This is a genomic window from uncultured Pelagimonas sp., assembly GCF_947498515.1.
Classification (GTDB): domain Bacteria; phylum Pseudomonadota; class Alphaproteobacteria; order Rhodobacterales; family Rhodobacteraceae; genus Pelagimonas.
Genome location: NZ_CANMKO010000003.1, coordinates 231358 through 258216 on the forward strand (window position 1 = coordinate 231358; position 26859 = coordinate 258216).

General features: G+C 55.0%; 28 protein-coding genes and 1 tRNA gene. 19 read left to right on the top strand and 10 right to left on the bottom strand.

The annotated features are described in order from the left end of the window. The first annotated feature begins 1 nt into the window (after position 1). Positions 2-1486, top strand: a complete 1485-nt coding sequence (locus Q1A43_RS07505; protein WP_299933872.1) for an aldehyde dehydrogenase — start codon at positions 2-4, stop codon at positions 1484-1486. 12 nt (positions 1487-1498) lie between these two features. Next, on the top strand, positions 1499-2731 hold the full coding sequence (locus Q1A43_RS07510) for a Tm-1-like ATP-binding domain-containing protein (protein WP_299921689.1): 1233 nt from the start codon (positions 1499-1501) through the stop codon (positions 2729-2731). A gap of 288 nt (positions 2732-3019) precedes the next feature. Here the strand turns inward: Q1A43_RS07510 and Q1A43_RS07515 are convergent, their stop codons facing one another. Continuing rightward, the gene (locus tag Q1A43_RS07515) at positions 3020-4210 is read right to left on the bottom strand and encodes an MFS transporter (RefSeq protein ID WP_299933874.1); all 1191 of its coding nucleotides are present in this window, start codon (positions 4208-4210) and stop codon (positions 3020-3022) included. Positions 4211-4278: 68 nt separating this feature from the next. Here Q1A43_RS07515 and Q1A43_RS07520 point away from each other — a divergent pair, with 68 nt between their 5' ends. Beyond that, positions 4279-5256: a DJ-1/PfpI family protein gene (locus Q1A43_RS07520; RefSeq protein ID WP_299933876.1), complete on the top strand. Its 978-nt coding sequence runs from the start codon at positions 4279-4281 to the stop codon at positions 5254-5256. A gap of 714 nt (positions 5257-5970) precedes the next feature. Here Q1A43_RS07520 and Q1A43_RS07525 read toward each other — a convergent pair. Further along, positions 5971-6060: transfer RNA gene (locus Q1A43_RS07525), tRNA-Ser, on the bottom strand. 147 nt (positions 6061-6207) lie between these two features. Between Q1A43_RS07525 and Q1A43_RS07530 the strand changes: the two genes are divergently transcribed. From Q1A43_RS07530 to Q1A43_RS07565, 8 genes are all read left to right on the top strand, one after another. Then, positions 6208-7008: a DUF2059 domain-containing protein gene (locus Q1A43_RS07530; protein ID WP_299933878.1), complete on the top strand. Its 801-nt coding sequence runs from the start codon at positions 6208-6210 to the stop codon at positions 7006-7008. Between the two features lie 233 nt (positions 7009-7241). Continuing rightward, positions 7242-7841: a 50S ribosomal protein L21 gene (locus Q1A43_RS07535; RefSeq protein ID WP_299928492.1), complete on the top strand. Its 600-nt coding sequence runs from the start codon at positions 7242-7244 to the stop codon at positions 7839-7841. 18 nt (positions 7842-7859) lie between these two features. Beyond that, positions 7860-8129, top strand: a complete 270-nt coding sequence (gene rpmA / locus Q1A43_RS07540; protein ID WP_097804027.1) for a 50S ribosomal protein L27 — start codon at positions 7860-7862, stop codon at positions 8127-8129. Between the two features lie 155 nt (positions 8130-8284). Next, complete coding sequence (locus Q1A43_RS07545) at positions 8285-8824, top strand: GNAT family N-acetyltransferase (protein WP_299933880.1); 540 nt, start codon at positions 8285-8287, stop codon at positions 8822-8824. Between the two features lie 16 nt (positions 8825-8840). Then, the gene (locus Q1A43_RS07550) at positions 8841-9368 is read left to right on the top strand and encodes a GNAT family N-acetyltransferase (RefSeq protein ID WP_299934235.1); all 528 of its coding nucleotides are present in this window, start codon (positions 8841-8843) and stop codon (positions 9366-9368) included. Between the two features lie 68 nt (positions 9369-9436). Continuing rightward, positions 9437-10483, top strand: coding sequence for a GTPase ObgE (obgE, locus tag Q1A43_RS07555; protein ID WP_299933882.1), 1047 nt, complete (start codon positions 9437-9439; stop codon positions 10481-10483). Continuing rightward, complete coding sequence (proB, locus tag Q1A43_RS07560; protein ID WP_299933884.1) at positions 10471-11577, top strand: glutamate 5-kinase; 1107 nt, start codon at positions 10471-10473, stop codon at positions 11575-11577. Before obgE ends, proB begins: the two co-directional genes overlap by 13 nt. A 57-nt stretch (positions 11578-11634) precedes the next feature. Further along, positions 11635-12900, top strand: a complete 1266-nt coding sequence (locus Q1A43_RS07565; RefSeq protein WP_299933886.1) for a glutamate-5-semialdehyde dehydrogenase — start codon at positions 11635-11637, stop codon at positions 12898-12900. A 31-nt stretch (positions 12901-12931) separates the two neighbouring features. Here the strand turns inward: Q1A43_RS07565 and Q1A43_RS07570 are convergent, their stop codons facing one another. Continuing rightward, a complete protein-coding gene (locus Q1A43_RS07570; protein ID WP_299933888.1) occupies positions 12932-13432 on the bottom strand; it encodes a histidine phosphotransferase family protein in 501 nt (166 codons plus the stop codon). 146 nt (positions 13433-13578) lie between these two features. Here Q1A43_RS07570 and Q1A43_RS07575 point away from each other — a divergent pair, with 146 nt between their 5' ends. The 3 genes from Q1A43_RS07575 to Q1A43_RS07585 all read left to right on the top strand — a co-directional run bounded on the left by Q1A43_RS07575 (position 13579) and on the right by Q1A43_RS07585 (position 15457). Next, entirely contained in the window at positions 13579-13761 is a 183-nt protein-coding gene (locus tag Q1A43_RS07575) for a DUF3553 domain-containing protein (RefSeq protein WP_299928471.1), read from the top strand. Positions 13762-13865: 104 nt separating this feature from the next. Then, entirely contained in the window at positions 13866-14627 is a 762-nt protein-coding gene (locus Q1A43_RS07580) for a GNAT family N-acyltransferase (RefSeq protein ID WP_299933890.1), read from the top strand. Next, the gene (locus Q1A43_RS07585) at positions 14624-15457 is read left to right on the top strand and encodes a 1-acyl-sn-glycerol-3-phosphate acyltransferase (RefSeq protein ID WP_299933892.1); all 834 of its coding nucleotides are present in this window, start codon (positions 14624-14626) and stop codon (positions 15455-15457) included. The genes Q1A43_RS07580 and Q1A43_RS07585 overlap by 4 nt, the downstream gene beginning before the upstream one ends. Positions 15458-15467: 10 nt before the next feature. On the opposite strand, the gene Q1A43_RS07590 is transcribed toward Q1A43_RS07585, so the two are convergent. Both Q1A43_RS07590 and Q1A43_RS07595 read right to left on the bottom strand, forming a co-directional pair. Then, the gene (locus Q1A43_RS07590; RefSeq protein ID WP_299933894.1) at positions 15468-16085 is read right to left on the bottom strand and encodes a thiamine phosphate synthase; all 618 of its coding nucleotides are present in this window, start codon (positions 16083-16085) and stop codon (positions 15468-15470) included. A gap of 57 nt (positions 16086-16142) precedes the next feature. After that, positions 16143-16529 carry a TfoX/Sxy family protein gene (locus Q1A43_RS07595; RefSeq protein ID WP_299933896.1) on the bottom strand — a complete coding sequence of 129 codons (387 nt, stop codon included), beginning with the start codon at positions 16527-16529 and terminating at the stop codon, positions 16143-16145. Positions 16530-16661: 132 nt separating this feature from the next. Between Q1A43_RS07595 and Q1A43_RS07600 the strand changes: the two genes are divergently transcribed. Beyond that, positions 16662-17405: an RNA methyltransferase gene (locus Q1A43_RS07600; RefSeq protein ID WP_299928457.1), complete on the top strand. Its 744-nt coding sequence runs from the start codon at positions 16662-16664 to the stop codon at positions 17403-17405. 85 nt (positions 17406-17490) lie between these two features. On the opposite strand, the gene Q1A43_RS07605 is transcribed toward Q1A43_RS07600, so the two are convergent. Next, positions 17491-17802 carry an SH3 domain-containing protein gene (locus Q1A43_RS07605; RefSeq protein ID WP_299933898.1) on the bottom strand — a complete coding sequence of 104 codons (312 nt, stop codon included), beginning with the start codon at positions 17800-17802 and terminating at the stop codon, positions 17491-17493. Positions 17803-17991: 189 nt separating this feature from the next. Between Q1A43_RS07605 and ctaA the strand changes: the two genes are divergently transcribed. Continuing rightward, complete coding sequence (gene ctaA, locus Q1A43_RS07610) at positions 17992-19137, top strand: heme A synthase (RefSeq protein ID WP_299928449.1); 1146 nt, start codon at positions 17992-17994, stop codon at positions 19135-19137. 1 nt (position 19138) lies between these two features. Further along, on the top strand, positions 19139-20614 hold the full coding sequence (locus Q1A43_RS07615) for a carboxypeptidase M32 (RefSeq protein WP_299933900.1): 1476 nt from the start codon (positions 19139-19141) through the stop codon (positions 20612-20614). A 28-nt stretch (positions 20615-20642) separates the two neighbouring features. Here the strand turns inward: Q1A43_RS07615 and Q1A43_RS07620 are convergent, their stop codons facing one another. After that, positions 20643-20993 (bottom strand): DUF6614 family protein, encoded by a 351-nt coding sequence (locus Q1A43_RS07620; RefSeq protein ID WP_299933903.1) that lies wholly within the window; start codon positions 20991-20993, stop codon positions 20643-20645. Between the two features lie 114 nt (positions 20994-21107). Further along, on the bottom strand, positions 21108-23882 hold the full coding sequence (gene gyrA / locus Q1A43_RS07625; RefSeq protein WP_299933905.1) for a DNA gyrase subunit A: 2775 nt from the start codon (positions 23880-23882) through the stop codon (positions 21108-21110). Positions 23883-24074: 192 nt separating this feature from the next. On the opposite strand from gyrA, the gene Q1A43_RS07630 reads away from it, so the two are divergent. Then, on the top strand, positions 24075-24344 hold the full coding sequence (locus Q1A43_RS07630) for an usg protein (protein ID WP_299928439.1): 270 nt from the start codon (positions 24075-24077) through the stop codon (positions 24342-24344). 60 nt (positions 24345-24404) lie between these two features. On the opposite strand, the gene Q1A43_RS07635 is transcribed toward Q1A43_RS07630, so the two are convergent. Both Q1A43_RS07635 and hemB read right to left on the bottom strand, forming a co-directional pair. Continuing rightward, entirely contained in the window at positions 24405-24959 is a 555-nt protein-coding gene (locus Q1A43_RS07635) for a YSC84-related protein (RefSeq protein ID WP_299928436.1), read from the bottom strand. 149 nt (positions 24960-25108) lie between these two features. After that, positions 25109-26107: a porphobilinogen synthase gene (gene hemB / locus Q1A43_RS07640; protein WP_299933907.1), complete on the bottom strand. Its 999-nt coding sequence runs from the start codon at positions 26105-26107 to the stop codon at positions 25109-25111. Positions 26108-26262: 155 nt separating this feature from the next. On the opposite strand from hemB, the gene Q1A43_RS07645 reads away from it, so the two are divergent. Next, entirely contained in the window at positions 26263-26784 is a 522-nt protein-coding gene (locus tag Q1A43_RS07645; RefSeq protein ID WP_299928431.1) for a component of SufBCD complex, read from the top strand. Positions 26785-26859: the final 75 nt, after the last annotated feature.

Here is a 26859-nt window from a genome sequence, read left to right on the forward strand (position 1 = left end):
AATGGATCAATCCCAGATCGACGCATTGCGCGGCGCAGCAGTTGCCAAGCGTGGTCACATTATCGATGGCAAGTCGGTTCCCGCATCAGATGGTGCAACAATGGATATTGTCTCACCGATAGATGGCAGTGTTTTGACGCAAGTGGCCTGTGGAACCGCTGCTGATATGGAAGCTGCGATCGCTTCGGCACGGGCATCCTTTGACGACGGGCGTTGGTCGGGGATGCCGCCGGCGGCGCGCAAAAAGGTGTTGTTGAAATGGGCCGACCTGATTGACGCCAATGCGCTTGAACTTGCGGTTCTCGGTGTGCGTGACAACGGCACCGAAATCAATATGGCCATCAAGGCCGAACCCGGATCAGCCGCGGGAACGATCCGTTATTATGCCGAAGCGCTTGATAAAATCTATGGCGAGATCGCTCCAACCTCCGCCGACGTTTTGGGTCTGATCCACAAGGAACCCGTGGGCGTAGTCGGCGCGATTATCCCTTGGAACTTTCCGATGATGATCGGCGCTTGGAAACTTGGGCCAGCCTTGGCCATGGGCAATTCTGTTGTCCTGAAGCCCGCAGAAACTGCCTCGCTTTCATTGATGCGGATGGTGGATTTGGCGCATGACGCGGGCCTGCCACCGGGTGTCTTGAACGCGGTCACTGGTGAAGGTGCCATCGTTGGAGAGGCGCTGGGGCTGTCGATGGATGTCGATGTGTTGGTGTTCACCGGATCGGGCGGCACGGGGCGTCGGCTCATGGAATATTCCGCGCGATCAAATATGAAGCGGGTCTATCTGGAACTCGGCGGCAAATCCCCCAACATCATTTTTGCAGACGCCCCGAATTTGGACGAAGCGGCAAAAGTAGCCGCGGGCGGCATTTTCCGCAACTCAGGGCAGGTCTGTGTTGCGGGGTCACGTTTGCTGGTCGAAGCCTCGATCCATGATGACTTCGTCGCTGCAGTTGTGAAGGCGGCTGAGGCGATGCCCGTGGGCAATCCGTTGGATATGACGACCGCCATCGGCGCGGTGAACTCCGAAGTGCAATTGGCTGCGAACCTTGGGTTTGTTGAGACCGCGAAATCCGAGGGCGGTGAGGTCATCACAGGCGGTGAACGTATTCTGCAAGACATCGGCGGATTCTATATGGCACCCACCGTCATCACCGGCGTCACGCCGGACGCGACCTTGACCCAAAAAGAGGTCTTCGGGCCTGTCTTGGGCGTCACATCCTTTTCTGACGAAACCGAAGCTACGCGCCTTGCCAACGCGACAGTGTATGGATTGGCGGGGGGCGTTTGGACCAGCAACCTAAGCCGTGCGCACCGTATGGTGAAATCCGTTCGCACCGGCGTCATGCACGTAAACACCTATGGCGGAGCCGATGGAACGGTTCCTTTGGGTGGTGTTGGTCAGTCGGGCAACGGGCACGACAAATCGCTTCATGCGATCGAAAAGTACATCAACCTCAAGACCGCTTGGATCAAGCTTTAAGGAGTTCATGCAATGTCTGGAAAAACGATCCTCGTTATCGGAACCTATGACACAAAAGACGATGAGCTCGACTATCTGGCGAGTGTAATCCGTGAGCAAGGCGGTCAGGTTGTCACGATGGATGTGTCAGTTTTGGGCGATCCCTCAAAACCTACGGATTATTCCAAACATGATGTCGCCCAAGAAGGCGGCAGCAGCATTGCCGCCGCCATCGCGACGAAGAATGAAAACAAAGCTATGCAAATCATGGCTGATGGTGCGGTCCTTTTGACGGCGCGGCTTTATGCCGAGGGCCGTTTTGATGGCATGATGGTGCTCGGCGGTTCCATGGGTACCGATTTGGCACTCGACGTCACCGCCGCGCTGCCTTTGGGTGTGCCGAAATATATCGTATCCACGGTGTCCTTTTCGCCGCTCATTCCGCCAGAGCGGCTTGCGGCAGATACGCAGATGATCCTTTGGGCTGGTGGCCTTTATGGGCTCAATAGCGTTTGCAAAGCCTCCCTAAGCCAAGCAGCAGGTGCGGTTTTGGGTGCCGCCAATGCGGTTGAAAAACCGGATGCCTCAAAGCCAATGATAGGGATGACTTCACTGGGAAAAACGGCGCTGCGCTACATGGTTTTTTTGAAACCAGCGCTAGAAGAGCGCGGGTTTGAGGTTGCAGTGTTCCACGCCACCGGTATGGGCGGGCGTGCCTATGAAAGCCTTGCGGCGCAGGGTGCATTCGCCTGTGTGTTCGATTTCTGTACCCAAGAGCTTGGCAATCACATTCACGGGTCGAATATTTCGGCTGGCGCGGACCGGCTAACCAACGCAGGCAAGAATGGAACACCGCAAATTGTATCCGGTGGATGCTATGATTTGGTTGATATCGTCGGATGGCAAGGGGTGCCCGACAAATGGACCGATCACCCGACCCATGCGCACAATCGCCTGATTACCTCTGTTGTCCTGAATGCCGACGAGCGGCGTACCGTCGCGCGGGCACATTCGGATCAATTGTCAACGGCCACTGGGCCGGTTGCTTTCCTTTTGCCCGAGGGTGGCTGTGGCGAATGGGACCGGGATGGTGCCGAACTGCACGATAGGGAAGGGCTTGATGCCTTCTTGTCCGAATTGCGAGAGACTTTGCCGGAAAATGTGGAACAGCATAATGTAGAGGCCCATATTAACGATGAAGGTTTTGCTGCAAAGGCTCTTGAAATCTTTGATCAGTGGCGCGCGCAAGGGATTGTAAAAGCCTAGGGAAACTTCGCCAATTGCGTTCAACGCCTTTGCGACATCACTTGTTCTCCACAGTGAGAAAAGCCTTTCTAAACGTCCGCAGCCTCGTCGACGACACAGGCCAACTCGCGCCAGGATTGATCACATCTTTGGTATCGATAAAGCATAGTGCGCACAATCGCATGCGACACATCTAGACCAACATGTTAATCCATCTGCGTTCTCCCATGTTCACAGTCATCCTTTAATCTTGTCGGGAGCCTTCCCCGGATCAGAAGTAGCCCAAATGCGCATGCTCTGGGCCACTTGTTAAAGCCGTCTGGCGAGGCGGATTTCTTTCAAAGACACCGCCAGTGCCACCGCGAGCAATCCAAGCGAAACAACGGCAAGCACTGCCCATCCAAATCCAGCTATAATTGCGCCCGCGGCGAATGCGCAGACCGTTGACACCAGTGCGATCACAGTTTCATTCGCGCCTTGAACGACCCCCTTTTTGTCTTCAGATACTGCGCTTGCAAGCATCGTCGTCGCGCCAATAAACCCAAAGTTCCATCCTATCCCCAACAGGACAAGCGATCCGTAAAAATGTGCCGAGGTCTGCCCGCTAAGCGCTGTTATCGAGGACATAATCAGCAGTGCCAGCCCGATAAGCGCGATTTGATGAACGCCAAATTTCCGGACCAAGAACCCGGTGAAAAAGCTCGGCGCAAACATCGCCACAACATGCCAACGGATGACATCACCCGCCATGTCCTCATCAAAACCGCAGCCAATCATAGCAAGCGGCGTCGGGACCATCAAGAAAACCATGATGCCTTGAGAAACGGCTCCCATCCCAACAGCAAGCCGAACTGACCGATGCTTCAAAACCGATAGGGAGGACAGACGTTCCCTTAGGCTTTGTGCCGCGCCATGTGTGGGGACGGGCAGTCGCGTCAACGCCAGAGGACCCAAACCAACAATCGAAAGAGCAGCAAGCGCCGCATATGCGCCCGCCAATGGGATCGGGGCCAGTGCATCTTTGGTTGCGATGAACAGTTGTGGACCGACAAAGGCGGCTACTAGGCCGGATGTAAGCATTAGAGAGATTGCAACGGGTTGCCACTCTGCGCTGACAGTTTCAGCAGCCGCGAACCGAAAATACTGGAAACATGCAAGTGCTGCGCCCAATGTCAGATGAGCCAAGCAAATCAATGGAAAACTATCAACAAACAGGGCTCTAGCGCCGATCATTGCCCCCAAGACGGCACAGGCAACGCCGGCGACAAATCCGGCTTTTCGTCCTCGTTTGCTCATCATGAGCGAAAACGGCCCAGCAGAGAGCAACCCTGCAAGTGTCTGAAGGGACGCCGGTAGCGTTGCCAACGCAGTTGAAGGGGCAAGCATTAGGCCGGCCAACCCGCCGAGAATGATTAGCATCGGCATGGCTGACCCAAGGATTGTGTTGGCCACCAGCAAACCCAAGTAATTGCTGTTCCGCGCCACGAATGACCTTTGCATCGTCGTTCCCCAAATCAGGTTGCGTTATGGGCTTTGTAAATCACTCCGGGTATGTCTAATATGTCAACATGGCGTCAAATACAGACAAAACTGGAAAATCTCGAACAATCGACGTTTTGATCTTTGATGACGTCAATCTGCTCGATGTATCTGGTCCGGTTCAGGCTTTTGATACGGCCCTTGCAAACGGTCAAAAGCGATACAATGTGCGATACGTGTCGGTTGATGGGGGTCCTGTCAGGGCCGGTTGCGGCATGCGTTTGATGCCCGATGCGTCGCTGTCATCTGACTCGAACTGCGATGATCTGCTTATACCAGGCGGCACTGGTGTTGATGTTTTGATCCCTAATGGTGTCGTGTGCGGGGTCATTGCTGACCATCTTGACCGCAAGCCCGAGGGGCGCGTCATCTCGATCTGTTCCGGCGCTTTACTGCTTGCTGCGGCAGGCGTGTTGGATGGACGGCCAGCGACAACGCATTGGTCCCGTTTGGCTGAAACCAAACAGTATGATCGCGTTTTGTGGGACCTTGATCAGATTTGCACGGAGCAAGACCGGATCTTTACATCAGCGGGAGTCACAACAGGGATCGATCTAGCCCTGTCCATAATCCGCTCGGATTGCGGAACGGAAGTCGCGTTGGCTGTCGCACGGGAACTGGTGGTTCAGTTGCGGCGCACAGGAGGGCAAAGCCAATATGCCATGCATCTGGCCGGGCAGTTTACCAAAGACGATGCACTGACCCGATTGATCGAGCAGGTCGTTGCCGCACCGCATCTCGACTGGTCGCTTGAGACATTAGCCCAAACCGCAGGTATGAACCCGCGAACGCTCACCCGCCGTTTCAAACGCGATCTGCAAGAGAACCCTGGGCAGTTTGTGGAACGGGTCCGCATTGATCATGCGCGTGGGCTCTTTGCCGACAAACTTCCGTTAAAAGACGTCGCGCGGCTGAGCGGTTTTGGAGACATTCAACGCATGCGCCGCGCCTTTCAGCGCAGGTTCGGTGTCAATGTCAGCGACTACGTGAGCTCTTTTGTACCGTGACTCTTGCTGGCTAGAGGTCGTGATTGCGTCATTGGTGTAAATGTCACGAGTGGTCTTTCGTCCGGCAAGCTGAGAGTTCGCTTGCAAAGGGATTTTGCGATCGCAGCGAATGGCTACTTCTGCCTGTTCGAGCGTGTCCTTTGCAATGCCAAAAGCCCCTATAAAAGTTTTTGAAACCTCAAACCTTCCGGTGGCATTCTCCTTCTCAAGATGAAAAATCCGCCTCACCATTTTGTAGCGGATGTCCGCGCGGCAACCCGAAATAAGCGTCATGGGCGGGTATTTAGGAAGGAAGGGCTCCTTTCGCTCCTGCCCATTGCTGGCAAATAGACTAGTTGTTTATTGTGAATGACTAATGGCATGTTTTAGAATATCTATTTGGAGTATGGGCATATTGTGGCCGTGGCGATTGTCACCTGTTGGGCGATGTCGCGGGTACTGATACGACGCGACGAGCCATGTTTAATGTCGGTCCTGTCGTTCGCGGGTCTAAGAGTGATCGTCAGGATGTAGGCTCAGTAAGCTGTCTCGGAGACTGTCTGTAGATTAATGGGAGGGCACACCGACAATCAGTCCGATTAGCCCAATCTGCAAAACGTGACCTGTGCGATGCTCGCATCATTTCGATGCCTGCAATGCGTGGGGATAACCGTCGGACTGCAGGTTGTATCACCATCCTAAAATGCTGACTTTCACCAAGAGTTTTGGATGTAGTGGCGGAGAGACAGGGATTCGAACCCTGGGTAGGCTTGCACCCACAACGGTTTTCGAGACCGCCCCGTTCGACCACTCCGGCACCTCTCCGCGGGGGTCTGGTGAGGGGCCGTTTAGACCGCTACGGGGGAGGGTGCAACAAGAAATTTACACAATCCGCTCATGAAGGCGCTGACCCCTTGGAAATCCCGACAAGGGAGCCTACCGTTATAGGGTGTACAGGATAAGGACACCGGAATGTTGCGCCGTTTTATTGCTGGTCTTTTGGCCATGACTTTGGCTTTGCCTGTCCATGCAGAGCCGTCGGACGATGTGTTGGACGCTCTGCAATTGGACGCGCTATTGACCATTATGCGTGACGAAGGTGTCGCCTATGGTCAGGAAATGGCCACCGACATGTTTGCCGGTGGTCAGAACGCCCATTGGCAGTCCTTGCTCGATCAAATCTACGATATTTCCAAAATGGAACAATTGGTGCGGGCCCAGTTTGGGGCGGCGTTAGGGGATGCGGACACCGATTCCCTGTTGGCCTTTTTCAATTCAGACCTCGGCAAGCAAGTCGTAAAGCTTGAGCTGAGCGCGCGTCAGGCCATGATTGATGATGCCATCGAACAGGCCGCACGACAGTCCTACTATGATGCCAAGGACAAGGAACTTAGGGGCGTAACGGCGTTTATTGAGGCCAATGACTTGATCGAGGCCAATGTCACCGGCGCATTGAACGCGTCGTTTCAGTTCTATCGAGGCTTGGTCGATGGCGGCGGGTTTGAGATGAGCGAAGGAGAAATCCTGTCGGATGTTTGGGCCCAAGAGGACGAAACCCGTGTCGATACCCGTGAATGGCTCTATGGGTTTTTGATGATGGCCTATGGCCCTTTGGAAGAGGACGAGCTTGACGCCTATGTCGCGTTTTCATCAAGCCCAGAGGGCAGGGCACTTAACCAAGCTCTCTTTGCCGGTTTTAACCAAATGTATGACGATATTTCCTATGCGTTGGGTCTTGCTGCGGCACAGCAAATGCAAGGCCAAGATTTGTAGTCGGCGCAAGAGTGCAGAAGCGGAGCTGAAAAAACGCGGCTTCGCTTGACAAACTACATATCACGCGTGCATAAGCGCGCTGCAAAGGACGGGGCTACGGCTCCGCCTTTTGTTTTTGTTGAAACGAACGTTCCAAACGGGACGCGCGGTTCGAGGCGGCCAGGGGCAAAGACCCGTGGCCACAAACGCCCGGAAACGGGGGCCGAAGAACGCGATATGAAAGGAAACACGCGATGTTCGCGGTACTCAAGACCGGCGGCAAGCAATACAAAGTCCAGGCGGGTGATATTCTCCGTGTGGAAAAGCTGGCTGCTGATGCGGGCGAAACCGTCCAGTTCAACGATATTCTGATGATTGGCGGCGAAAGCACAGCCATCGGTGCCCCCTTTGTGGCAGGTGCCGGCGTTCAGGCTGAAATCGTCGACCAGATCAAAGGCGAAAAGACCATCAACTTCGTCAAGCGTCGCCGTAAGCACAGCTCGCAGCGTACCAAAGGCCACCGCCAGCAACTTACCCTGCTGCGCGTGACCGACATCTTGGCCGAAGGTGCGGACAAGTCGGGCGTTAAAGCTGCTATTGGCGCGGGTTCCGCTCCTAAAGCTGCTGCTCCTGCAGCCGCTAAGCCAGCCAAAAAGGCCGCTGCTCCTAAAGCAGAAGCCGCCGCTGGCGCAGATGATCTGACAGAAATCACAGGTGTCGGCCCAGCCGCCGCCAAAAAGCTGGTTGAAGCCGGCATCACAACTTTTGCACAGCTCGCAGCAGTTGACGCCGACACCTTTGAAGGTGCCAAGGTCAAAGCTGAGTGGGTTGAGCAAGCCAAAACACTGGCCTAAGGCTAAGGAGAGCAACACATGGCACATAAAAAAGCTGGCGGTTCCTCCCGCAACGGTCGCGACTCAGCTGGTCGTCGTCTTGGTGTAAAATTGTACGGTGGCCAAGCGGCTATTCCGGGCAATATCGTCGTGCGTCAGCGCGGCACCAAGTTTTGGCCAGGTGAAGGCGTAGGCATGGGCAAAGATCACACCATCTTTGCAACTGTCGAAGGCGCAGTCACCTTCCGCAAAGGCCTCAAGGGCCGAACCTTTATTTCGGTCTTGCCAGTGGCGGAGGCCGCTGAATAAGCCGACCTAGAGGTTGAAAAACAATAGGGGATCGGCACACCGCCGGTCCCCTTTTTCATTTAGGTGAATTGGACCGGTCACATTCAGGACAAGACCCCTGATTAACCGAATTCCAATGCCTAAGTGATAAAGGCATGCACATGAGGAGAGTGCAGATGAGCCTGGATGATTTGCAGCAACAACCCTTGGTCGAGACCGAGCGGTTTGATTTGCGCCCAGTTCAGCAATCTGACATCGGGTTGTTGGAACACTATGCCGGGGATGAGCGTGTTGCTCAGATGACCCCGACCATTCCCCATCCTTTGCCCCCCGGTGCGGTTGCGGCGATGATCGATCGCGTCACCGATGCCGAGCGTGACGAAGATGTCTGGGTCATGGATGCCACCAAGGTTGGTGGGGCCGAAGTCATGGGGGCGATTACGCTCAAACGCATGGATCGTAACCAATCCGAAGTTGGCTATTGGGTGGCCCCGTTGTTTTGGAACACCGGATTGGCCAGTCAAGCGGTTGAGGCTTTGATCGCCGCGAACCCGATGCAAAACGACACGATCTTTGCCAGTGTGTTTCAGGACAATCCGGCCTCGGCCCGTGTTCTGGTCAATTGTGGCTTTGAATATATCGGCGATGCCGAGGCGTTTTGTGTATCGCGCAATGCCAAAATCCCGACTTGGACTTATCTTAAAAAGTTGACCTAGCATGCTGAATTTGCACATGGGTCGGCTTGTATTGCGGCCCATGTGTTCCGCAGATGCAAGCTGGATCACCCGCGACATCGCCAATCCCAACGTCCATCGCTGGCTGACCAGCGTTCCTTGTCCCTATCGGATTGAGGATGCGGACCAGTTCATTGAGAGTTTCGCTATCAAAGAGGGGTTTCGTGTCATCGTCGACGACGGTGAGCCGCTTGGCATGATTTCGATTGAAAGCGCCCGCAGTTTTGACGCAAACCGGAGCGCCTTGCCTGAACTTGGCTATTGGTTGGCTGAACGGGCTTGGGGGCGCGGCGTGATGTCGGATGCGGCGCGCGCTATGGTTGACTGGTTCTTTGACGGGCAAGGGGATGAGATTGGGTCCGGCTGGATCCAAGGCAACACGCGATCACCAAAAGTCTTGACCAAACTCGGGTTCCTCCCGACTGGTAAAACCCTCATGCGTCACGCGTATTTTCATGGCAAAGAAATGCCGGTAATCCGGGTCACATTGACAAAAGATCACTGGCAGCGCGCCAAGCCCGCTTGAGAAAACTCAACTTCCCAGCTACACCGCCCCAACCTGGGTCTTCAGGTCCTGAATAGAAAGCCAAAGCGATGAAATTTCTTGATCTCTGCAAAGTCTACATTCGCTCTGGTGGGGGCGGCAACGGCTGTATCAGCTTCCGTCGTGAGAAGTTCATCGAATATGGTGGGCCTGATGGTGGCGACGGCGGCAAAGGCGGCTCGGTTTGGGCCGAGGCCGTGGATGGGCTAAACACCCTGATCGATTTTCGTTATCAGCAACACTGGTTTGCCGATAACGGCAAAAGCGGCATGGGGCAGGGGCGAACCGGTAAAGACGGCCAAGACATTGTTTTGCGTGTTCCGGTTGGAACCGAGGTTCTGGACGAAGACGAGGAAACCGTCATCGCCGATCTGACCGAGTTGGGGCAGCGTGTTTTGTTGGCCAAAGGCGGCAATGGGGGGTGGGGCAACTTGCACTTCAAAACCTCGACCAACCAAGCGCCGCGTCGCGCCAATCCCGGTCAGGAAGAGATCAACCGGACGCTTTGGCTGCGCCTGAAATTGATCGCGGATGTTGGTCTTGTTGGCCTGCCCAACGCCGGTAAATCGACGTTCTTGGCGGCGACATCGAACGCCCGCCCGAAAATCGCCGATTATCCGTTTACAACCTTGCACCCGAACCTTGGTGTTGTGTTGGTTGATGGCAATGAATTTGTCGTCGCTGATATTCCCGGTTTGATCGAAGGGGCACATGAGGGCCGTGGCTTGGGCGATTTGTTCCTTGGCCACGTCGAACGCTGTGCAGTTTTGTTGCACCTGATTGATGGTAGCTCGGGCTCGTTGCTTGAGGATTACAAAACCATTTGCGATGAGTTGGAAGCCTATGGCGAAGGGCTTGCCGACAAGCCGCGCGTGACGGTTTTGAACAAGATCGACACGTTGGACGACGAAGAACGCGCCTTTCTCAAGGATGAACTCAAAGCGGTTGGGGCGGAGAATGTCTTGCTCATGTCTGGTGCCTCTGGCGAAGGTGTGACCGAAGTCCTGCGTGCCCTGCGACCGCATGTTGATGCCCGGCGCGAAGCCGACAAACCCGTTGATCCTGAAGAAGAAGGGGACGGGACGTGGCATCCCTAAGAGACGCAAAACGGATCGTAATCAAGATCGGCTCGGCCTTGTTGGTCGACCGGTCTAGCGGCGATTTGCGCGCCGATTGGTTGCGGGCCATTGCTCAGGACATCGCAGATTTGCGTCAACGCGGAGCGGATGTTGTTTTGGTATCGTCCGGCTCCATCGCTTTGGGACGTGGGATTTTGGGCTTGCCAATGACTGAATTGTCGTTGGAGCAATCACAAGCGGCGGCGGCCGTCGGACAAATCCGGCTGGCGCGTGCGTGGCAAGAAGCCTTGGCACCTCATGACCTTACCACGGCTCAGGTTTTGGTGACCTTGGAAGACAGCGCCGATCGTCGTCGTTATTTGAATTCTCGCGCGACCCTGTCGACGTTGTTGGGCTTTGGCACCGTTCCAATCGTCAATGAAAACGACACCGTCGCCACCGATGAAATTCGCTATGGCGACAATGACCGGCTTGCGGCGCAGGTCGCGGCCACCGTTGGTGCCGACCTCTTGGTTTTATTGTCGGATGTCGATGGTCTCTATACTGGCAATCCCCAGATTGACCCATCGGCCCAGCATCTTGATATCATAGATCATATCACCCCTGAGATCGAGGGAATGGCTGGAGATGCCGGTTCTGGTCTCTCAAAAGGTGGAATGAAAACCAAGGTCTTGGCGGCCAAAACCGCGACGGCTTCGGGCTGTGCGATGATCATCATGCACGGGGCGGAAAACCACCCGCTGAAACGGTTGCTTTCTGGCGCAAAGAATACGCTTTTTACACCCCAAACAGATCCACACACGGCACGCAAACGCTGGATTTCGGCAATGAAACCTCAAGGGGTTTTGGTGGTCGACGCGGGGGCTGCCACGGCGCTGGCATCTGGCAAATCTCTGCTTCCGGCCGGGCTAAGCGGTGTCGAAGGGCGGTTTGGGCGCGGTGATCCGGTTACGATTCAAGCTCAATCTGGCGAGACGTTGGGGCAGGGGCTTTGCCGCTATACCGCCACCGAAGCCCGTGCGATTGCCGGACGACACAGTTCCGAAATCGAAGCCGTTTTGGGGTATCCGGGGCGCGCGGTGTTGGTACACCGCGATGACATGGCCCTGTAGACGTCTGACGGCGCACCTCTTATTAAGTTTAAAACCACCTCAGCAAAGGAAGACGTCATGAAAGACCTGACAGATATCCCCGCCCTTATGGCCGATATCGGTGCGCGTGCAAAAGCCGCCGCAGCGGAGCTTGCCTTTGCCCCGGCCCCGGTAAAACAGCGCGCCCTTGAGGCCGCAGCAGATGCGGTTTGGGAGGCGCGCGCAGAGATCATCGCCGCCAATGCCAAAGACATGGACTATGGTCGCGACAAAGGGTTGTCCGCTGCAATGATGGATCGGTTGATGCTTGACGAGCCGCGCATCCAAGGCATCGTTGACGGGCTGCGCGCCGTTGCCGCCCAAGACGACCCCGTGGGTCAAGTGACCGAAGACTGGGATCAACCCAGCGGGTTGAACATTCGTCGGGTGCGCACACCTTTGGGTGTGATCGGTGTGATTTATGAATCGCGCCCCAACGTGACGGCGGATGCCGGTGCGCTATGCTTGAAATCTGGGAATGCGGTCATTTTGCGCGGTGGCTCCGAAGGGTTCAACTCTTCAAACGCGATCCACGCCTGTCTGGCGGCTGGGCTGCGTGTTGCGGGCCTTCCAGAAGATGCGATTCAGTTGATCCCAACCCGTGATCGCGCCGCCGTGCGTGAATTGCTCACCATGACCGATACGGTTGACGTGATTGTGCCGCGTGGTGGCAAGGGGCTGGTTGGTTTGGTCCAACGCGAAGCGCGCGTGCCAGTGTTCGCTCATCTTGAGGGCATCGTTCATATCTATGTCGACAAAGCCGCCGACCCGGTTAAAGCCTTGTCCGTCGTTATGAATGCAAAAACCCGCCGTACCGGGATTTGCGGGTCGGCTGAATGCTTGTTGATCCACCGCGATGTCGTTGACACCATCGGTCAGGGCTTGGTGAAATCCCTGCTAGACGCCGGGGTCGAAGTGCGCGCCGGTGAGGTGTTGAAGGCCATCGAAGGCACCCAGGAAGCCACCGAGGAGGATTGGGGCAAAGAGTATCTCGACATGATCATCGCCGCCAAAGTGGTGGATGACATCGACGAGGCCATTGCACACATCCGCCAATACGGATCGAGCCATACAGATTGTATTCTGACCGAGGATGATGACGCCGCGAACCGGTTCTTTGAGCGGGTGGACAGCGCCATTTTGATGCGCAACGCCTCGACCCAATTCGCCGATGGTGGTGAATTTGGCATGGGGGCCGAAATTGGCATCGCAACCGGCAAAATGCATGCGCGCGGCCCGGTTGGGGCGGCGCAACTGACGAGTTTTAAATACCTCGTGGTTGGCGACGGAACAACGCGGGCCTAAAGGGTGCTTGATAAAAATTTGGGTCTGTTGATCAGGTGATCGACAGGCTCAATTTTGTTTCGCTGGCAGAGGCGTGAAGCTTGTGGCCACGATCCGCGGTAAGGATCGGCAAAAGCGCAAATTGCACGCGGTTCGGTGCCAGTTCCGCCAGTTCTGCTGAGCCGTTTAGATGATCCCATAGGTTTGTTGTGATCGTAAGACGAGGTGCTGTTGCGGTAATCGTCCAACCCGCTGCCCCATGTTCATGCGTAACTGTGCCGCCTGTGGGCATGGCAGATTCACAGCAAAGATGCGCTAGATAAGCAAGTTGAACCTCGGTGCGGCGCATGTCGTCCATGGGTCGCCAATCCGCTTGCATGCGGGTGCCCTTACACAAGCCATCCAAGGTTGCGACCGTTTCTTTGCGGCTCATTTTTTGCGCATCACCCGCGCTGCCAAAGGCAACCCGGAAGAACCGAATTCGGGCCGCAGCACTCGCGCAGCTATCTTGAATCAACTCCATCTCGGCGCTGGTATCGGCAGCGCCAGCCATTGACATCAACTCCAATCCGTTCTGGATGGCACCAATCGGGCTGATAAGGTCGTGACACAGACGCGACCCGATTAAGGTAGCTAGTGTTTCACTTGAGTGGGGCATAGAAAGTTCCGAATTCTTGGAGAGGTGATGAGGTGGAAAACATGGACAATCTTAACTCAATTCTTGAGCCGGGCATGTTGGTAACACATCCGCACAAGCCCGATTGGGGCACCGGTCAGGTACAATCCAATATCGGCGGGCGGGTCACGGTAAACTTCCGCGAACAGGGTAAAGTTGTCATTGATGGTGCTCGCGTTGCTTTGATCCCGGTTTACGAAGGTTAACATTAGAGACAAACTGTTTCTGAATAGTTAACTAAGATCACGAACTTGCCAATCTTTTTCTGCCTGCCTAGAAGCGGCTAGGGTGATAAGCGCGGGATGCATTTATGGCTGCAACAGCACAAGGCTTTAGCGTTCGTCTGGCAAGGGATGCGGCGGATTTAGAAGCGGCTCAGCGTTTACGCTATGATGTTTTTGTGTCCGAACTTGGGGGCGACGGACCGCTGGTCGATCACGATAAACAGCTCGAAAAAGATCATTTTGACCCCTTCTTTGATCATTTGCTATTGTTGGATGAGGCCAAGGACCGTGCCGTCGTTGGTGTGTATCGTCTCTTGCGAGAAAATGGGGCAAAGGCCGCTGGGCAATTCTATTCAGAAGACGAATATGATCTTGGACCCTTGCGAAGAAGTGGCCGCAAGCTGTTGGAATTAGGACGATCTTGCGTCGCGCCCTCGTATCGGGGCGGCACCGGTTTGTTTCACTTGTGGCAGGGGTTGGCGGACTATGTTTTGGCCCATGACATTGAGATTCTCTTTGGAACAGCGAGTTTTCACGGCACGAAAACGGCACCTTTGGCACAAAGCCTCTCACTTTTGTATCACCGTCACCTTGCACCGGAAGAGTTGCGCGTAAAGGCACGAGAATACCAAGTGATGGACTTGGTCCCTGAGGATCAAATTGACCGCAAAGCGGCAATGCTACAGATTCCGCCGCTTATAAAAGCCTACCTTCGATTGGGCGGTTGCGTTGGTGATGGCGCGTTTGTGGATCACGCATTTAACACCACAGATGTGTGTTTGGTCATGGACACGGCAAAAATGACGGACCGCCAAAGAGGTCTCTATGTTAAGGATCGTAAAGAATGAGCCCAACATGGGACCCGGGTGAACGGCCCGACAACACCAAAATATCACCTCTCGGTTGGGTGCTGGTGTTGATCCGATTGCCGGTATTGGCTGTGGTGATTTTTGGCGGGCTTATTGTCCTTTTGGCCCTGCGGTTCTTAGAGCGACCTTTTTTTGGCATGGATCGCCCGTGGACACCGTGGATTACGCAAGCTGTGTGCAAAGCAACATTGCAGATTATGGGGCTGCGTTTGACGGCCAAAGGGCCGCGCATGGATGGACCCGGTGCAATTGTCGCTAACCATGCGTCTTGGCTAGATATTTTTGTGCTCAATAGCCGCAAGAACGTTTATTTCGTGTCCAAGGCCGAAGTCGCGAGTTGGCCCGGGATTGGCTGGCTTGCCCGTGCTACAGGCACTGTTTTTATCAACCGAGATCGCCGTGAGGCCAAAGCCCACGCAAAGGTCATTGAAGACAGGTTGTTACATGGTCATCGATTGTTGTTTTTCCCCGAAGGGACTTCGACAGATAGCCGCCGGGTTTTACCCTTTAAAACAACGCTGTTTGCGGCGTTTTACTCGGAGCGTTTGCAACACGCGCTACAGGTGCAGCCGGTTAGTGTTGTTTATAAAGCCCCCGCTCGCGCCGATTCACGGTTTTATGGCTGGTGGGGGGATATGGATTTTGGTCCGTCTTTGATCAAAATGCTGGCGCAGCCTCGCCATGGTTCGGTGACTTTGATCTATCATCCCCCATTGCGCGTTGATGCCTATCCCAACCGAAAAAGCCTAGCGGCGGCATTGGAAGCCAAAGTGCGTCAGGGGTTTGATGATCAACAGCTTATTGGATGAGGTTTATGCCTCAACCCATTGCGGCAACAAACGAATTCAAGGTTGCCAATGGGTCGTTCGTCGACCAGATTTCTTCGCCAATCGCAAAGAAATCGGTGACGGAGCTTAGGGTTTTAACCTGATCCAAAGTTACGCCACCTTCGGCGACGACAGGCACCTCAATCATCTGCGACCACCAATAGAACAGCTCGTGATCGGCCAACTCCCCATCGCCCAGCGAACCGGACACCGGCCCAAAGGACACGTAGTCGGCCCCGGCTTCACCAGCGGACATCCCGTCGTGGTTGGACTGCGAACAATAGGCCCCAACAATCGCATCCGGTCCAAGCTCTTTGCGGGCATGGCGGACGGTGCGTGAGCCATCAAGAAGATGCACCCCGTCAAGCCCCAAACGTTTGGCCAAAACCACATGGGTATCGATCACCAAGGCGACATCAGCGCGATGCGCCACCTCGCGGATGGCATCGGCGGCACGGGTAAGTCGGTCTTCGTCATGCGTGGCCAAAGACAGGCGCAGACACGCGATGTCAGCCCCTTGCAACACTTTCTCCAACCGAGCAGGGAAACTGCTCAGGTCAAATTCCGGAGGGGTCACAAGATAAATCTGGGGGCGGTCCTGATCAGACATGAGATGCTCTTTTGCCTTTGCTTTGGCGGGTGTCTTAGCGCGTTGATGCGGTTTTGGCTATCGTGTTTTCGCCGGTTTCGCTTTGGCGGCTTTCGGTTTTTTGGGCGGTTTCGGGGGAAGGGAGGCCGCAAACGCCATGGCAAGTTCGGTCAGCTTTTCGCGCGTCTCATCATCCGCCAAAACATCGTCGTCCACTTCGACCATGCCTTTCATCGGGCGCCCGGTAAAGCTCAGTTCCTGAACTCCGGGTAGGGCAAGCGCGGTTTCATAGCGATCCGGACCCACCCGATACATGCCGCCGCCCTTGTGAACGCCGCAAACCATATTGCCAAAGCTCAAAAAACAAAGCCCGCCAAACATGCGCTTTTCTTCACCTCCGGGTAAATCACCGGCACTCATCAAGTCATCGCGCATAAGCGTTGCGTGGCCTTCGTCATAGGGCATGAAACACCTCCTTGTTTGCGGCAAGCATAGAGGATTGGAGTCCCCGGTGGGAGTTTGTTTGACGAGATGAAGGAGGGGGCTTGCGCATTTATCACCCGCATCCTAGGCCAAGGGCGCAGTCAGGAGAGTATGATGGGATCGGGAAAACTTCAGCCAACCTTTGTTTTGGTGCGTCCGCAAATGGGCGAAAACATTGGTGCGGCGGCGCGGGCGATGTTGAATTTTGGCTTGGATAACATGCGGGTTGTTGCGCCGCGTGATGGCTGGCCGAGCGAATCTGCGGTGGCAATGGCGTCTGGGGCCGGACGGGTCTTGGACGATGCCCAACTATGTGACGATCTTGCCGGGGCGCTTGAGGACCGGACATTTACTTTTGCGACAACGGCGCGGCCGCGGGATTTGACCAAGACGGTTTTTACCCCGGAACAAGCAATGAAAGAGGCGCGGGACCGGATCGCCAAGGGCCAAAAAGTGGCGGTGATGTTTGGACCAGAACGCGCCGGGCTTGAGAATAACGATATTGCGCAGGCAAATGCGATCATTTCAGTGCCCGTGAACCCCGAATACGCCAGTCTGAACCTCGCGCAATGTGTCTTGCTTTGCGGCTATGAATGGATGCGGGCGACAGCCGAGGCAGAGCCGATTGTTGATGTCCTTGCTGGAACCGAGATGGCCAATGGCCAAGAGATTGAGCACTTGGCCCTGCATTATCAGGACCGAATGCAAGAGGCCGGGTTCTTTTACCCAGAACACAAAGCCGAAAGCATGAAGGTCAATCTTCGCAACATGTGGAGCCGGATGCCATTAACGCGGGCTGATGTGCAAATGTTGCACGGGATGATGCGACAGGTGGTGCGCTGGAAGGATAAGGACTAGCGCAAAAAAAAACGGACCGGGTGTGCCGGTCCGTTAGTCATTGCCGGATCAGGGAGGGGAGATTCCGGCGATGGTGTCAGTGTGATCAATAGTTGTTGCCGTAGTTGTTGTGCTTGGGCTTTGGCTTGTAGTGGTTGGTGCAGGCATGATTTTGAAGGTACTTGCCAGCCACCCAGTAATGGTTGTGATTGTAAGAAACCTTGGCCCACCCGTGTTGCCAGCCGACCACATGGATTTGGGTGCAAGCATGGAAGGTACCAATCACGTTGTAATGTGTGCCGGGACCGGAACGGGCATTCAGCTTTACCCCGTGTTCAATCCAAGCCGAGCTGGCTGAGGCGGTGGTGGCACCGATGGATGCGGCGGCGATGATGGCGGAAATCAGAAGCTTTTTCATTGTTACGGTCCTTTGTGTGAATGTCTGTTGGCAGTGTCATAAATTCTGCATTCACCCTACATCATTGGACCCGCCGCCCTAAGTCTGGAAAGTCTGACCAAGGTATTCCTTACCCTGTGACACCTTGTTCAGGGGTGGTTGAAGCCTGTGCGCAGCGGCCTTAGTGTCACGCGCAAATGGAGATGTGATATGGCTGAAAAGCGCAAGCTGTTCGAAGATGTGAGCGAAGCTCAGGCCAAACCGGCGGAACCGTCGGGCGGGATGATTGACGCGGGAAAACGTGGGGCGCGCCGGGCCATTCGTGGCTGGTTGATGCTGCTGTTTGCTTTGGTCGTGGTGATGATCGCCGTTGGTGGTCTAACCCGGTTGACTGATAGTGGATTGTCGATCACCGAATGGCGTCCCGTCACCGGGGCCATGCCGCCGATGAGTGCCGAGGCCTGGGACGCTGAGTTTGCCAAGTATCAGCAAATCCCTGAGTATCAGCTGGAAAACAAAGGCATGAGCCTTGCTGAGTTTCAGTTCATCTATTGGTGGGAATGGGGCCATCGCCAATTGGGCCGGGTCATCGGCCTTGTTTGGGCGATCGGGTTCTTTGGGTTTTTGGCGGCCAAGCGTATTCCGACAGGTTGGACCGGTCGCTTGTTTGGACTGGGCGTTTTGGGCGGATTGCAGGGGGCCGTGGGTTGGTGGATGGTCTCGTCTGGCTTGACCGGACAAATGACCGATGTGGCATCGTATCGGTTGGCAACCCATCTTGGTCTTGCTTTCGTGATCCTTGGGTTCATCGCGTGGTACATCTATGGATTGGGCCGGGAAGAGCGTGATTTGATGCAGGCGCGTCGTTTGGCCGAACCCAAATTGTTCTCCATGTCGACCGGGTTGATGCATTTCGCCTTTTTGCAAATCCTGTTTGGGGCTTTGGTGGCGGGCATTGATGCCGGGCGGACCTTCAATGATTGGCCCCTTATGGCAGGCGGGATTTTGCCGCCAGATATGTTTGACATTCAGCCGGTTTGGCGCAACTTATTCGAGAATGCAGGTTTGGTTCAATTCCTTCACCGTGTGCTCGGGTATCTGTTGTTTGCCTTTGGCCTTGTGGTTTGGCGGCGCGGTCGCAAATCGCCCAATGGTGACACGCGGTTCCGGTTCAACGCTGTGTTTGCCATGCTAAGTGTGCAGGTGCTTTTGGGGATCGTGACGGTTCTTTATATTGCGCCGTGGCATTTGGCATTGCTGCACCAGCTGGGCGCGGTTGTGCTTTGGGCTTTGATCCTGCGGGCGCGCTTTGCGGCGCGTTATCCAACTGAACAATCCATCCGAGGAGCCGCGTGATATGAACGCTTTTAACGATTTGATGGCCTTTCACCGAGACACTGAGGCGCTTGGGCAAATCTCTGGGCGCTTGGGCTGGGATCAGGAAACCATGATGCCCGCCGGTGCCGGAGAACAACGCGCCGATGAAAGCGCGGCCATCGAAGGCATCATCCATCAGCGTAAAGTTGATCCACGAGTCGGAGAGTGGCTCGCGGCAATTGATGACAGTTCGCTTGATGACGTTGGACGGGCTCAGGTTCGCTTGATCCGCCGTGCCTATGAGCGCAGTTCGCGGGTGCCCGAACGCCTTGTCGCGGAAATGGCGCGGGCGTCGACGCGGGCCCATAAGATCTGGGCCGAGGCGCGCTCAGATGACAATTTCGCCGCCTTTGCACCAGTTCTTAAAGAGATCGTGGCCTTGCGTCAGGAAGAGGCGCAAGCGCTCGCCGGAGATGGCGATATGTATGATGCCTTGTTGAACGAGTATGAGCCCGGCACCAAGGCAAGCGAACTTGAGGCGATGTTTGGGGCTTTGCGCCCCCGTCTTGTGGCCCTCCGCGAGGCGGTTCTCTCAAAGCCAGATATGCCCGGTTTGAGCGGGTCTTTTGACCCGGAAGGTCAGATGCGGGTCACCGAAAAACTCGCGGCACAGTTTGGCTATGATTTTAACCGCGGTCGCGTTGACAAGGCCGTTCATCCTTTCAGTTCCGGAAGCGGAAATGACGTGCGGATCACAACCCGAACTGAGCCACTTGACCCATTCAATTGTTTTTACTCAACAATTCATGAGGTTGGGCACGGGTGCTATGAGCAGAATATCGACCAAGCCTACCGGATGACTCCGCTTGGGCGCGGGGTGTCGATGGGTGTTCATGAAAGCCAAAGCCGGATTTATGAAAACCAGCTTGGGCGCTCACGTGCCTTTACAGGTTGGCTTTTTGGGCAAATGCGCGATGAATTTGGTGACTTCGGTGTCGCCGACGAAAACGCGTTTTATGGGGCCGTCAACCGGATCAAAAACGGCTACATTCGTACAGAGGCCGATGAGGTTCAGTACAACCTGCATGTCTTGCTGCGGTTTGACCTAGAGCGGGCGATTATCTCTGGCGATTTAACCGTGGACGACCTTGAAACGGCTTGGAATGATCGGTTTGAAGCTGATTTCGGATATGCTGTCGACAAGGCGTCAAACGGCGTTTTGCAAGATGTGCATTGGTCGGCCGGGTTCTTTGGCTATTTCCCAACCTATTCGCTGGGCAATGTTTATGCTGGCTGCCTAAATGAAGCGTTGCGCGCAGCGGTTCCTGATCTTGATGATCAACTTGCGCGCGGTGACACCTCGGCGGCGACGGGCTGGTTGCGGGAGAACCTTCAACAACACGGCGGATTGCGCGAGGCGGTTGATACGATCCAGCACGCTACTGGCAAAGCACCAAGCGAGGGGCCGCTTTTGGATTATCTCGAAGCCAAGTTCAAAGACATCTACGATCTATAAAATACGGTGGCGGGGGAAACCCCGCCATCTACAAAAGTGCCATACGTTCGGTCCGCTCTGGGTCCGGAAATGGCCGATACAGTGCAAAATCCGAATTCAGAATCTGTTCATGAACTGCACGGTAGAGCCGTTCGATATTGTCATCCTGTGTTCCATTCATTCGGAACGCCTGATCCAATTGCGCCAAATCGTTGAACTCGATCTGCAAAAGAAAATCGCGATAGCAATCCGCGGCGAGGTTCAATTTGCGTCGGTATAAATGCCAACGCAAGATAACGCCCTGGGTCATCAAATGGTCCAACCAAATCTCGGCAGCATGGGCAAAGGCCAGAGCTTTGGAATCATTTTTCAGATCAATCATGCATGTGTAGAGGTTCATCAAAATCTCCTTTGAGCGCAAATTGCCAGACAGAGATTGAAACCCTCTTAAAACGCAAAACACCGGCCAGAGCAGGGAGCCATGGCCGGTGTTTGTTTAGAAAAGCTACTGTGCTTACTCTTCGCTGGTTCCCTCAGGACCACTTTCGGAGATCACTTCGGCATCCTCGATGTCGTCGTCGCCTTGATCGGCAATCCGCGCAACTGAAACAACAACTTCTTTCTTGCCGGTGCGGAAGACGTTGACGCCGCCAGCCCCGCGCGAGCGGAAGGATATGCCATCAACGGGCACGCGGATCGATTGACCTGTTGAGGTGGCCAACATGATTTGGTCACCCATTTCAACCGGGAAGCTGGCCACAAGGGGGCCGCCGCGCATCGCTTTGTCAAAGGCTTGAACACCCATTCCGCCGCGTCCGCGCACCGGATAATCGTGGCTGGAGCTCAACTTACCAGCGCCTTTTGAAGTGATCGTCAAAAGCAGGTTTTCAGCTGCTGACATCTCGGCGTAGCGTTCTTGGCTGAGCTGAGCGTTGGCATTGCCTTCTTCTTCACTTGGCAGTTCCGCATCATCCGCAAGACCTGCCATGGCACGGCGCATTTTGAGGTAGGCTGCGCGTTCATCTGGGGTTGCTTCGAACTGGCGAATGACGGCCATCGACACGACCTTGTCATCCCCGAGCAATTTGATCCCACGGACACCCACCGACGCGCGGCTGTTGAATACCCGAACGGCCGTTGCGGGGAAGCGGATCGCACGACCGCTGTCGGTAACCAGCATGACGTGATCGTCGTTTTCAGCAATGCGCACATCGATCAGCTTTGTGTCTGCGTGATCGTCTTCGAACTTCATCGCGATCTTGCCGTTAGATTTCACATTTGTGAAGTCTGACAGCTTGTTACGGCGCACAGTTCCTGCGGATGTCGCAAAGACGACTTGCAAGTCATCCCAGTCATCCTCGTCCCGATCAACCGGCATAATCGCGGCAATTGATACGCCCGATGGGATCGGCAACAGGTTGACAATCGCCTTGCCCTTGGACGTGCGAGACCCTTGCGGCAAACGCCATGTCTTGAGTTTGTAGGCCATGCCATCGGTGGTGAAGAACAACAATTGCGTATGAGTGTTGGCCACAAATAGCGTGGTCACCACATCATCGTCTTTCATCGTGCCGCCGGACACACCTTTACCGCCGCGTTTCTGGGCGCGGAAATCAACAAGCGGCGTGCGTTTGATGTAACCTTCGGCGGTGACAGTGACGACCATATCGGACCGTTCGATCAGATCCTCGTCGTCCATGTCGCCAGCCCAATCAACGATCTCGGTGCGTCGGGGTACGGCGAAATCTTCGCGAACCTTGCGCATTTCATCCGAGATAATTGTCATGATGCGGTCACGGCTGCCCAGAATTTCAAGGTATTCTTTGATCTTGGCAGCCAGTTCTTCCAGCTCGTCGGTGACTTCTTTGACACCAAGTTGTGTCAGGCGCTGCAAACGCAGTTCTAAAATCGCCCGGACTTGCGTCTCTGACAGGTTATAGGTGCCGTCGTCATTTGCTTTGTGGGTCGGATCGTCGATCAGCGCGATATATGGCAGAATCTCATGGGCGGGCCAACGGCGTTCCATCAGTTTGGCGCGAGCTTCTGGCGCATCCGCCGAGGCACGAATAGTCGCAACAACTTCGTCAACGTTGGAAACGGCCACAGCCAAACCACACAGAATATGGCTCCGCTCGCGAGCTTTGCGAAGCAGATAGGCAGTGCGGCGCACAATCACATCTTCGCGAAAATCCAAGAAGGCCGTCAAGAAGGCACGCAGAGTGAGCTGTTCTGGACGGCCACCGTTGAGCGCCAGCATGTTGCAGGCAAAGCTTGTCTGCATGGGCGTAAAGCGGAACAGCTGATTCAATACAACTTCAGCCGTAGCATCGCGTTTCAGCTCTACAACAACGCGCACACCATTGCGGTCAGATTCATCCTGAACGTGGGCGATGCCTTCGATCTTTTTGTCGCGGGCCGCTTCGGCAATCCGCTCGATCATCGTCGATTTGTTCACCTGATAGGGAATCTCATCGATAACGATGGCGTAGCGGTCCTTGCGGATTTCTTCGACGCGGGTTTTGGAGCGAATGACAACGCTACCACGACCTTCGGTATAGGCTTTGTACGCGCCAGAGCGGCCAAGGATCACACCACCGGTTGGGAAATCTGGGGCAGGGACGTATTCAATCAACTGCTCGCTGCTCAGATCGGGGTTGTCGATCAGCGCCAGAGCAGCATCGATGACTTCGCCCAAGTTATGAGGCGGAATACGGGTGGCCATACCAACCGCAATACCCTCAGCACCATTGACCAATACGTTAGGATAACGCGCCGGCAAAACCGTGGGTTCCCGTTCCTTGCCGTCATAGTTGTCTTGGAAATCAACGGTATCTTTATCGATGTCCAGCAACAAGTTCAGCGCCGATTTCTCCAGCCGAGACTCGGTGTAACGCATGGCAGCGGCGCTATCACCGTCCATCGACCCAAAGTTACCCTGACCATCGATCAGAGGCAGTGACATGGAAAAGTCCTGCGCCATACGCACCAAGGCGTCGTAGATCGCGCTATCGCCGTGGGGGTGATAGTTCCCCATGACTTCGCCAACGGGCTTGGCACATTTGCGATAGGATTTGTCGGGCGTGTAGCCACCATCATACATATGATACAAAATGCGTCGGTGAACGGGTTTCAAACCGTCCCGTACATCGGGAATCGCCCGGCTGACAATCACGCTCATCGCGTAATCGAGATAGCTGGTTTTCATCTCCCGTTCGATGGAGATCGACGGCCCGCTGTATGCCGGCGGGTTTTCGTCTGTATTATCAGGAGTTTCTGGCGTGTCGTTCACGTAGATTGCCTACTCGGTTATCTGCCACATCTTGTTGAAGGTTTTATAACAGATGCAGGATGTAGGGTGCAATGGCAGCGTTTCTGCCCAATCTTAGCAGCCGGTCACATTGTCTGCTAACAGACTGTTTTTATTGAAAAGTAAAGATTTTTGCCGCAGCCTTCTTTTACAACAAAAACAAAGAGGCGCCACATGCAGACATCTGAAACCGAATTGATGCTCAAGGGCTATGGGCTCACCACGGCGGAATTGTTCTATCACATGCCGGATTACCCGCATGTTTTGAACAGTTTCGTCTGGCAAGACTACGATTTGGCCCCTGATCACGACAAGCTATTCGACTTTATCGCCTTTTGGCACGATGAGATTGAAGGGCCGCTTCATTCGGTGCGCTTTACGCATCGCAAAATGATTTCGCCGGGGGAATGGCGCAATGTGGTTGGGGAATTCAACTACCACTAACTAAAACACCGGGGAAGGTCCCCGGTGAATTGAAACTGTTTGTTTTGCCAATCGGTGGCGTCACGGGATGATGCGGGTGTATTTGACACCTTCCAGCGTCGCACCGACACGCAAACCGGCCTGACCAAACACAATCGCAATGACTGGAGACAGCGCTGTTGTGGTTTCCGTCGACAGCTTTTCGCCCCGTTCGGGCGTCGCGTATTCGATATTGGCACCGGCTGCATAGCCGGGTGAACGACGGAAGGTCGCCAAGGCGTCATTTGTCATGAAGAACAAGACATGCGCGTATTGCTGGGCACCGATTTGCAACCCACCGGAAGCTTTGGCCAAAGAATAGTAATCAACCGTCGCGCCACCGACGCGTAGCGCGCCCTGGCCATATGCCCCGCCAACGCCAAATCCGGCCTCGGTCACAAGGGGCATCACCAGAATACCAACGGATTTTGCCGCCAGATCGCGGGTCGATGGGTAATCCGAATACAGCTGGCTTAGGGTGCTGTCGACGCGGGCGTCGATTGTTGCCGGGCCACGGCTTCCAACGCCGTTACCACAAGCGGCCACCAGCGCAGTCGCGCCAAGGCCAAAGGTCAATTTTCGTCTCGAAAGGGTCATGTCGCTCGTTCCTTGCCATTCCTTTGGGCCAATCGCTTGCCTGCGGCCCAGATCCGGCTTTTGGTGCCGGTTAACTGGTCTTATACGCAGCAAAACAAGGCTTGTCACCTCACCTTGCCACGCGCTTTTGTGTCTTGGGCGGAAGATTGCTAGCCGTTTAGGATTTTAGCCGCAGCCGGGGCGAAATAGGTCAAAATGCCGTCGCATCCCGCACGTTTAAAGGCCACGAGGCTTTCTAACATGACTTTTTCGCCGTCAACCCAGCCGCGCTCGCCAGCCCCGGCCAACATCGCGTATTCACCCGACACCTGATAGGCAAATGTCGGCGCGCCGAACATGTCTTTGGCGCGGCGGCAGATATCGAGATAGGGCATGCCCGGTTTGACCATGACCATGTCGGCACCCTCCAACAGGTCGCGTTCAATCAGACGCATCGCCTCGTCTGAATTTCCGGCTTCCATCTGATAAGTCTTTTTGTCGCCCTTCAGCGCGCCAGACGCCCCAACCGCATCGCGAAATGGGCCATAAAAGGCCGAGGCAAATTTGGCCGCATAGCTAAGGAGCAAGACATCGTGATGCCCGCCCGATTCCAACGCGTCGCGCAATGCTCCGATCCGGCCATCCATCATGTCCGACGGGCCAATGATGTCAGCACCTGCTTCGGCCTGTGACATGGCTTGCTTGACCAAGGCCTCAACCGTGCGGTCATTGACGATCACGCCGTCTTCGACAAACCCGTCATGGCCGTCGATATTATAGGGGTCCAATGCGACATCGGTCATAATGGCAATGTCTGGCACGGCGTCTTTGATGGCGCGGGTCGCCCGGTTTGACAGGTTGTCGGGATTCCACGCCTCGGCGCAATCCTCGGTCTTAAGGCTCGGATCGGTATAGGGAAACAGGCAAATCGACGGGATGCCAAGCGCATAGGCCTCGCGTGCGGCCTCAACTACCTTGTCAACTGAGAGCCGGTTTACCCCGGGCATCGACGGGATGGGTTCCACAACACCTTCGCCATCACGCACGAATACCGGCCAAATGAAATCACCGGGGCTGAGTGTTGTTTCCTGAACCAGAGCGCGGATCGCAGGTGTGCGGCGCAAACGGCGCAGTCGGGTGGCGGGAAAGGGGGCAACAGTCGGTTTCATAGTGAAGTCCTTGTAAACGTCGCATTTGGGTGGCATGGAATGTCCATTGTCTCAAGCCCCATTTGGCGTTTCGTGCCACTGGGTCGCGAAACACAGGCAATTCGCTATTAATTCGCCGTCGCCGGAATAGGCCGGCACAAGGAAAGAGCAGCACATTGGACTGGTACACCACCGTCTTTGAAGTCATAGACACCCGGTCGTTTTCGAACCTGTGGTACTGGATTATCTTGGCCGTGACTTGGTCGTCGATTAGCCATTGGGTTTTGGGTGTGCCGTTCGATATGGTTGCGCGGGCGCGCCGCAACGGTGGGCAGGCGGAAAAAGATCTCGAAGATTTGGTCCGTATCAATGCCAACCGGTTTTTGTTCATTGTGCAAGAAGCCGGGCTTTGGATGACCGCTCTTGTTTCGGGAATTTTGACGGCTTTGTTGATCCTTGGCATTTACTATGGTGTCGAGTTCGCGCAGGCCATTTTCCTGCTGATGTTCCCACTGACATTTGTTGGCTTGCTAAGCATCTATTCGGCGCGCAAAGTCAAAGCAGGCGAAGATAGCGGAGATGCGCTTTGGCGTCGCTTGCGGATTCATCGGATGAGCACGCAAATGATTGGCATGGTGTCGATTTTCCTGACCGCCATGTGGGGTATGTACCACAACTTGTCATCCTTTATTCACTGAAATATATGGCGCGCTAGGCCGTTAATCGCGGTTTAACGCGCGTGTCAAAGTAAACTCGTGGTTGACCTTGCGGGT

Coding starts and splice junctions, on each gene's coding strand:
- Q1A43_RS07605 (WP_299933898.1), bottom strand. CDS start 17,802: ATGAAAAAGCTTCTGATTTCCGCCATCATCGCCGCCGCATCCATCGGT.
- Q1A43_RS07590 (WP_299933894.1), bottom strand. CDS start 16,085: ATGTCTGATCAGGACCGCCCCCAGATTTATCTTGTGACCCCTCCGGAA.
- Q1A43_RS07630 (WP_299928439.1), top strand. CDS start 24,075: ATGCAGACATCTGAAACCGAATTGATGCTCAAGGGCTATGGGCTCACC.
- Q1A43_RS07535 (WP_299928492.1), top strand. CDS start 7,242: ATGTTCGCGGTACTCAAGACCGGCGGCAAGCAATACAAAGTCCAGGCG.
- Q1A43_RS07510 (WP_299921689.1), top strand. CDS start 1,499: ATGTCTGGAAAAACGATCCTCGTTATCGGAACCTATGACACAAAAGAC.
- Q1A43_RS07505 (WP_299933872.1), top strand. CDS start 2: ATGGATCAATCCCAGATCGACGCATTGCGCGGCGCAGCAGTTGCCAAG.
- Q1A43_RS07600 (WP_299928457.1), top strand. CDS start 16,662: ATGGGATCGGGAAAACTTCAGCCAACCTTTGTTTTGGTGCGTCCGCAA.
- Q1A43_RS07620 (WP_299933903.1), bottom strand. CDS start 20,993: ATGAACCTCTACACATGCATGATTGATCTGAAAAATGATTCCAAAGCT.
- Q1A43_RS07585 (WP_299933892.1), top strand. CDS start 14,624: ATGAGCCCAACATGGGACCCGGGTGAACGGCCCGACAACACCAAAATA.
- Q1A43_RS07595 (WP_299933896.1), bottom strand. CDS start 16,529: ATGCCCTATGACGAAGGCCACGCAACGCTTATGCGCGATGACTTGATG.
- Q1A43_RS07530 (WP_299933878.1), top strand. CDS start 6,208: ATGTTGCGCCGTTTTATTGCTGGTCTTTTGGCCATGACTTTGGCTTTG.
- Q1A43_RS07575 (WP_299928471.1), top strand. CDS start 13,579: ATGGACAATCTTAACTCAATTCTTGAGCCGGGCATGTTGGTAACACAT.
- Q1A43_RS07550 (WP_299934235.1), top strand. CDS start 8,841: ATGGGTCGGCTTGTATTGCGGCCCATGTGTTCCGCAGATGCAAGCTGG.
- obgE (WP_299933882.1), top strand. CDS start 9,437: ATGAAATTTCTTGATCTCTGCAAAGTCTACATTCGCTCTGGTGGGGGC.
- ctaA (WP_299928449.1), top strand. CDS start 17,992: ATGGCTGAAAAGCGCAAGCTGTTCGAAGATGTGAGCGAAGCTCAGGCC.
- Q1A43_RS07580 (WP_299933890.1), top strand. CDS start 13,866: ATGGCTGCAACAGCACAAGGCTTTAGCGTTCGTCTGGCAAGGGATGCG.
- Q1A43_RS07570 (WP_299933888.1), bottom strand. CDS start 13,432: ATGGCTGGCGCTGCCGATACCAGCGCCGAGATGGAGTTGATTCAAGAT.
- Q1A43_RS07520 (WP_299933876.1), top strand. CDS start 4,279: ATGGCGTCAAATACAGACAAAACTGGAAAATCTCGAACAATCGACGTT.
- hemB (WP_299933907.1), bottom strand. CDS start 26,107: ATGAAACCGACTGTTGCCCCCTTTCCCGCCACCCGACTGCGCCGTTTG.
- Q1A43_RS07515 (WP_299933874.1), bottom strand. CDS start 4,210: ATGCAAAGGTCATTCGTGGCGCGGAACAGCAATTACTTGGGTTTGCTG.
- Q1A43_RS07545 (WP_299933880.1), top strand. CDS start 8,285: ATGAGCCTGGATGATTTGCAGCAACAACCCTTGGTCGAGACCGAGCGG.
- Q1A43_RS07635 (WP_299928436.1), bottom strand. CDS start 24,959: ATGACCCTTTCGAGACGAAAATTGACCTTTGGCCTTGGCGCGACTGCG.
- Q1A43_RS07615 (WP_299933900.1), top strand. CDS start 19,139: ATGAACGCTTTTAACGATTTGATGGCCTTTCACCGAGACACTGAGGCG.
- Q1A43_RS07565 (WP_299933886.1), top strand. CDS start 11,635: ATGAAAGACCTGACAGATATCCCCGCCCTTATGGCCGATATCGGTGCG.
- rpmA (WP_097804027.1), top strand. CDS start 7,860: ATGGCACATAAAAAAGCTGGCGGTTCCTCCCGCAACGGTCGCGACTCA.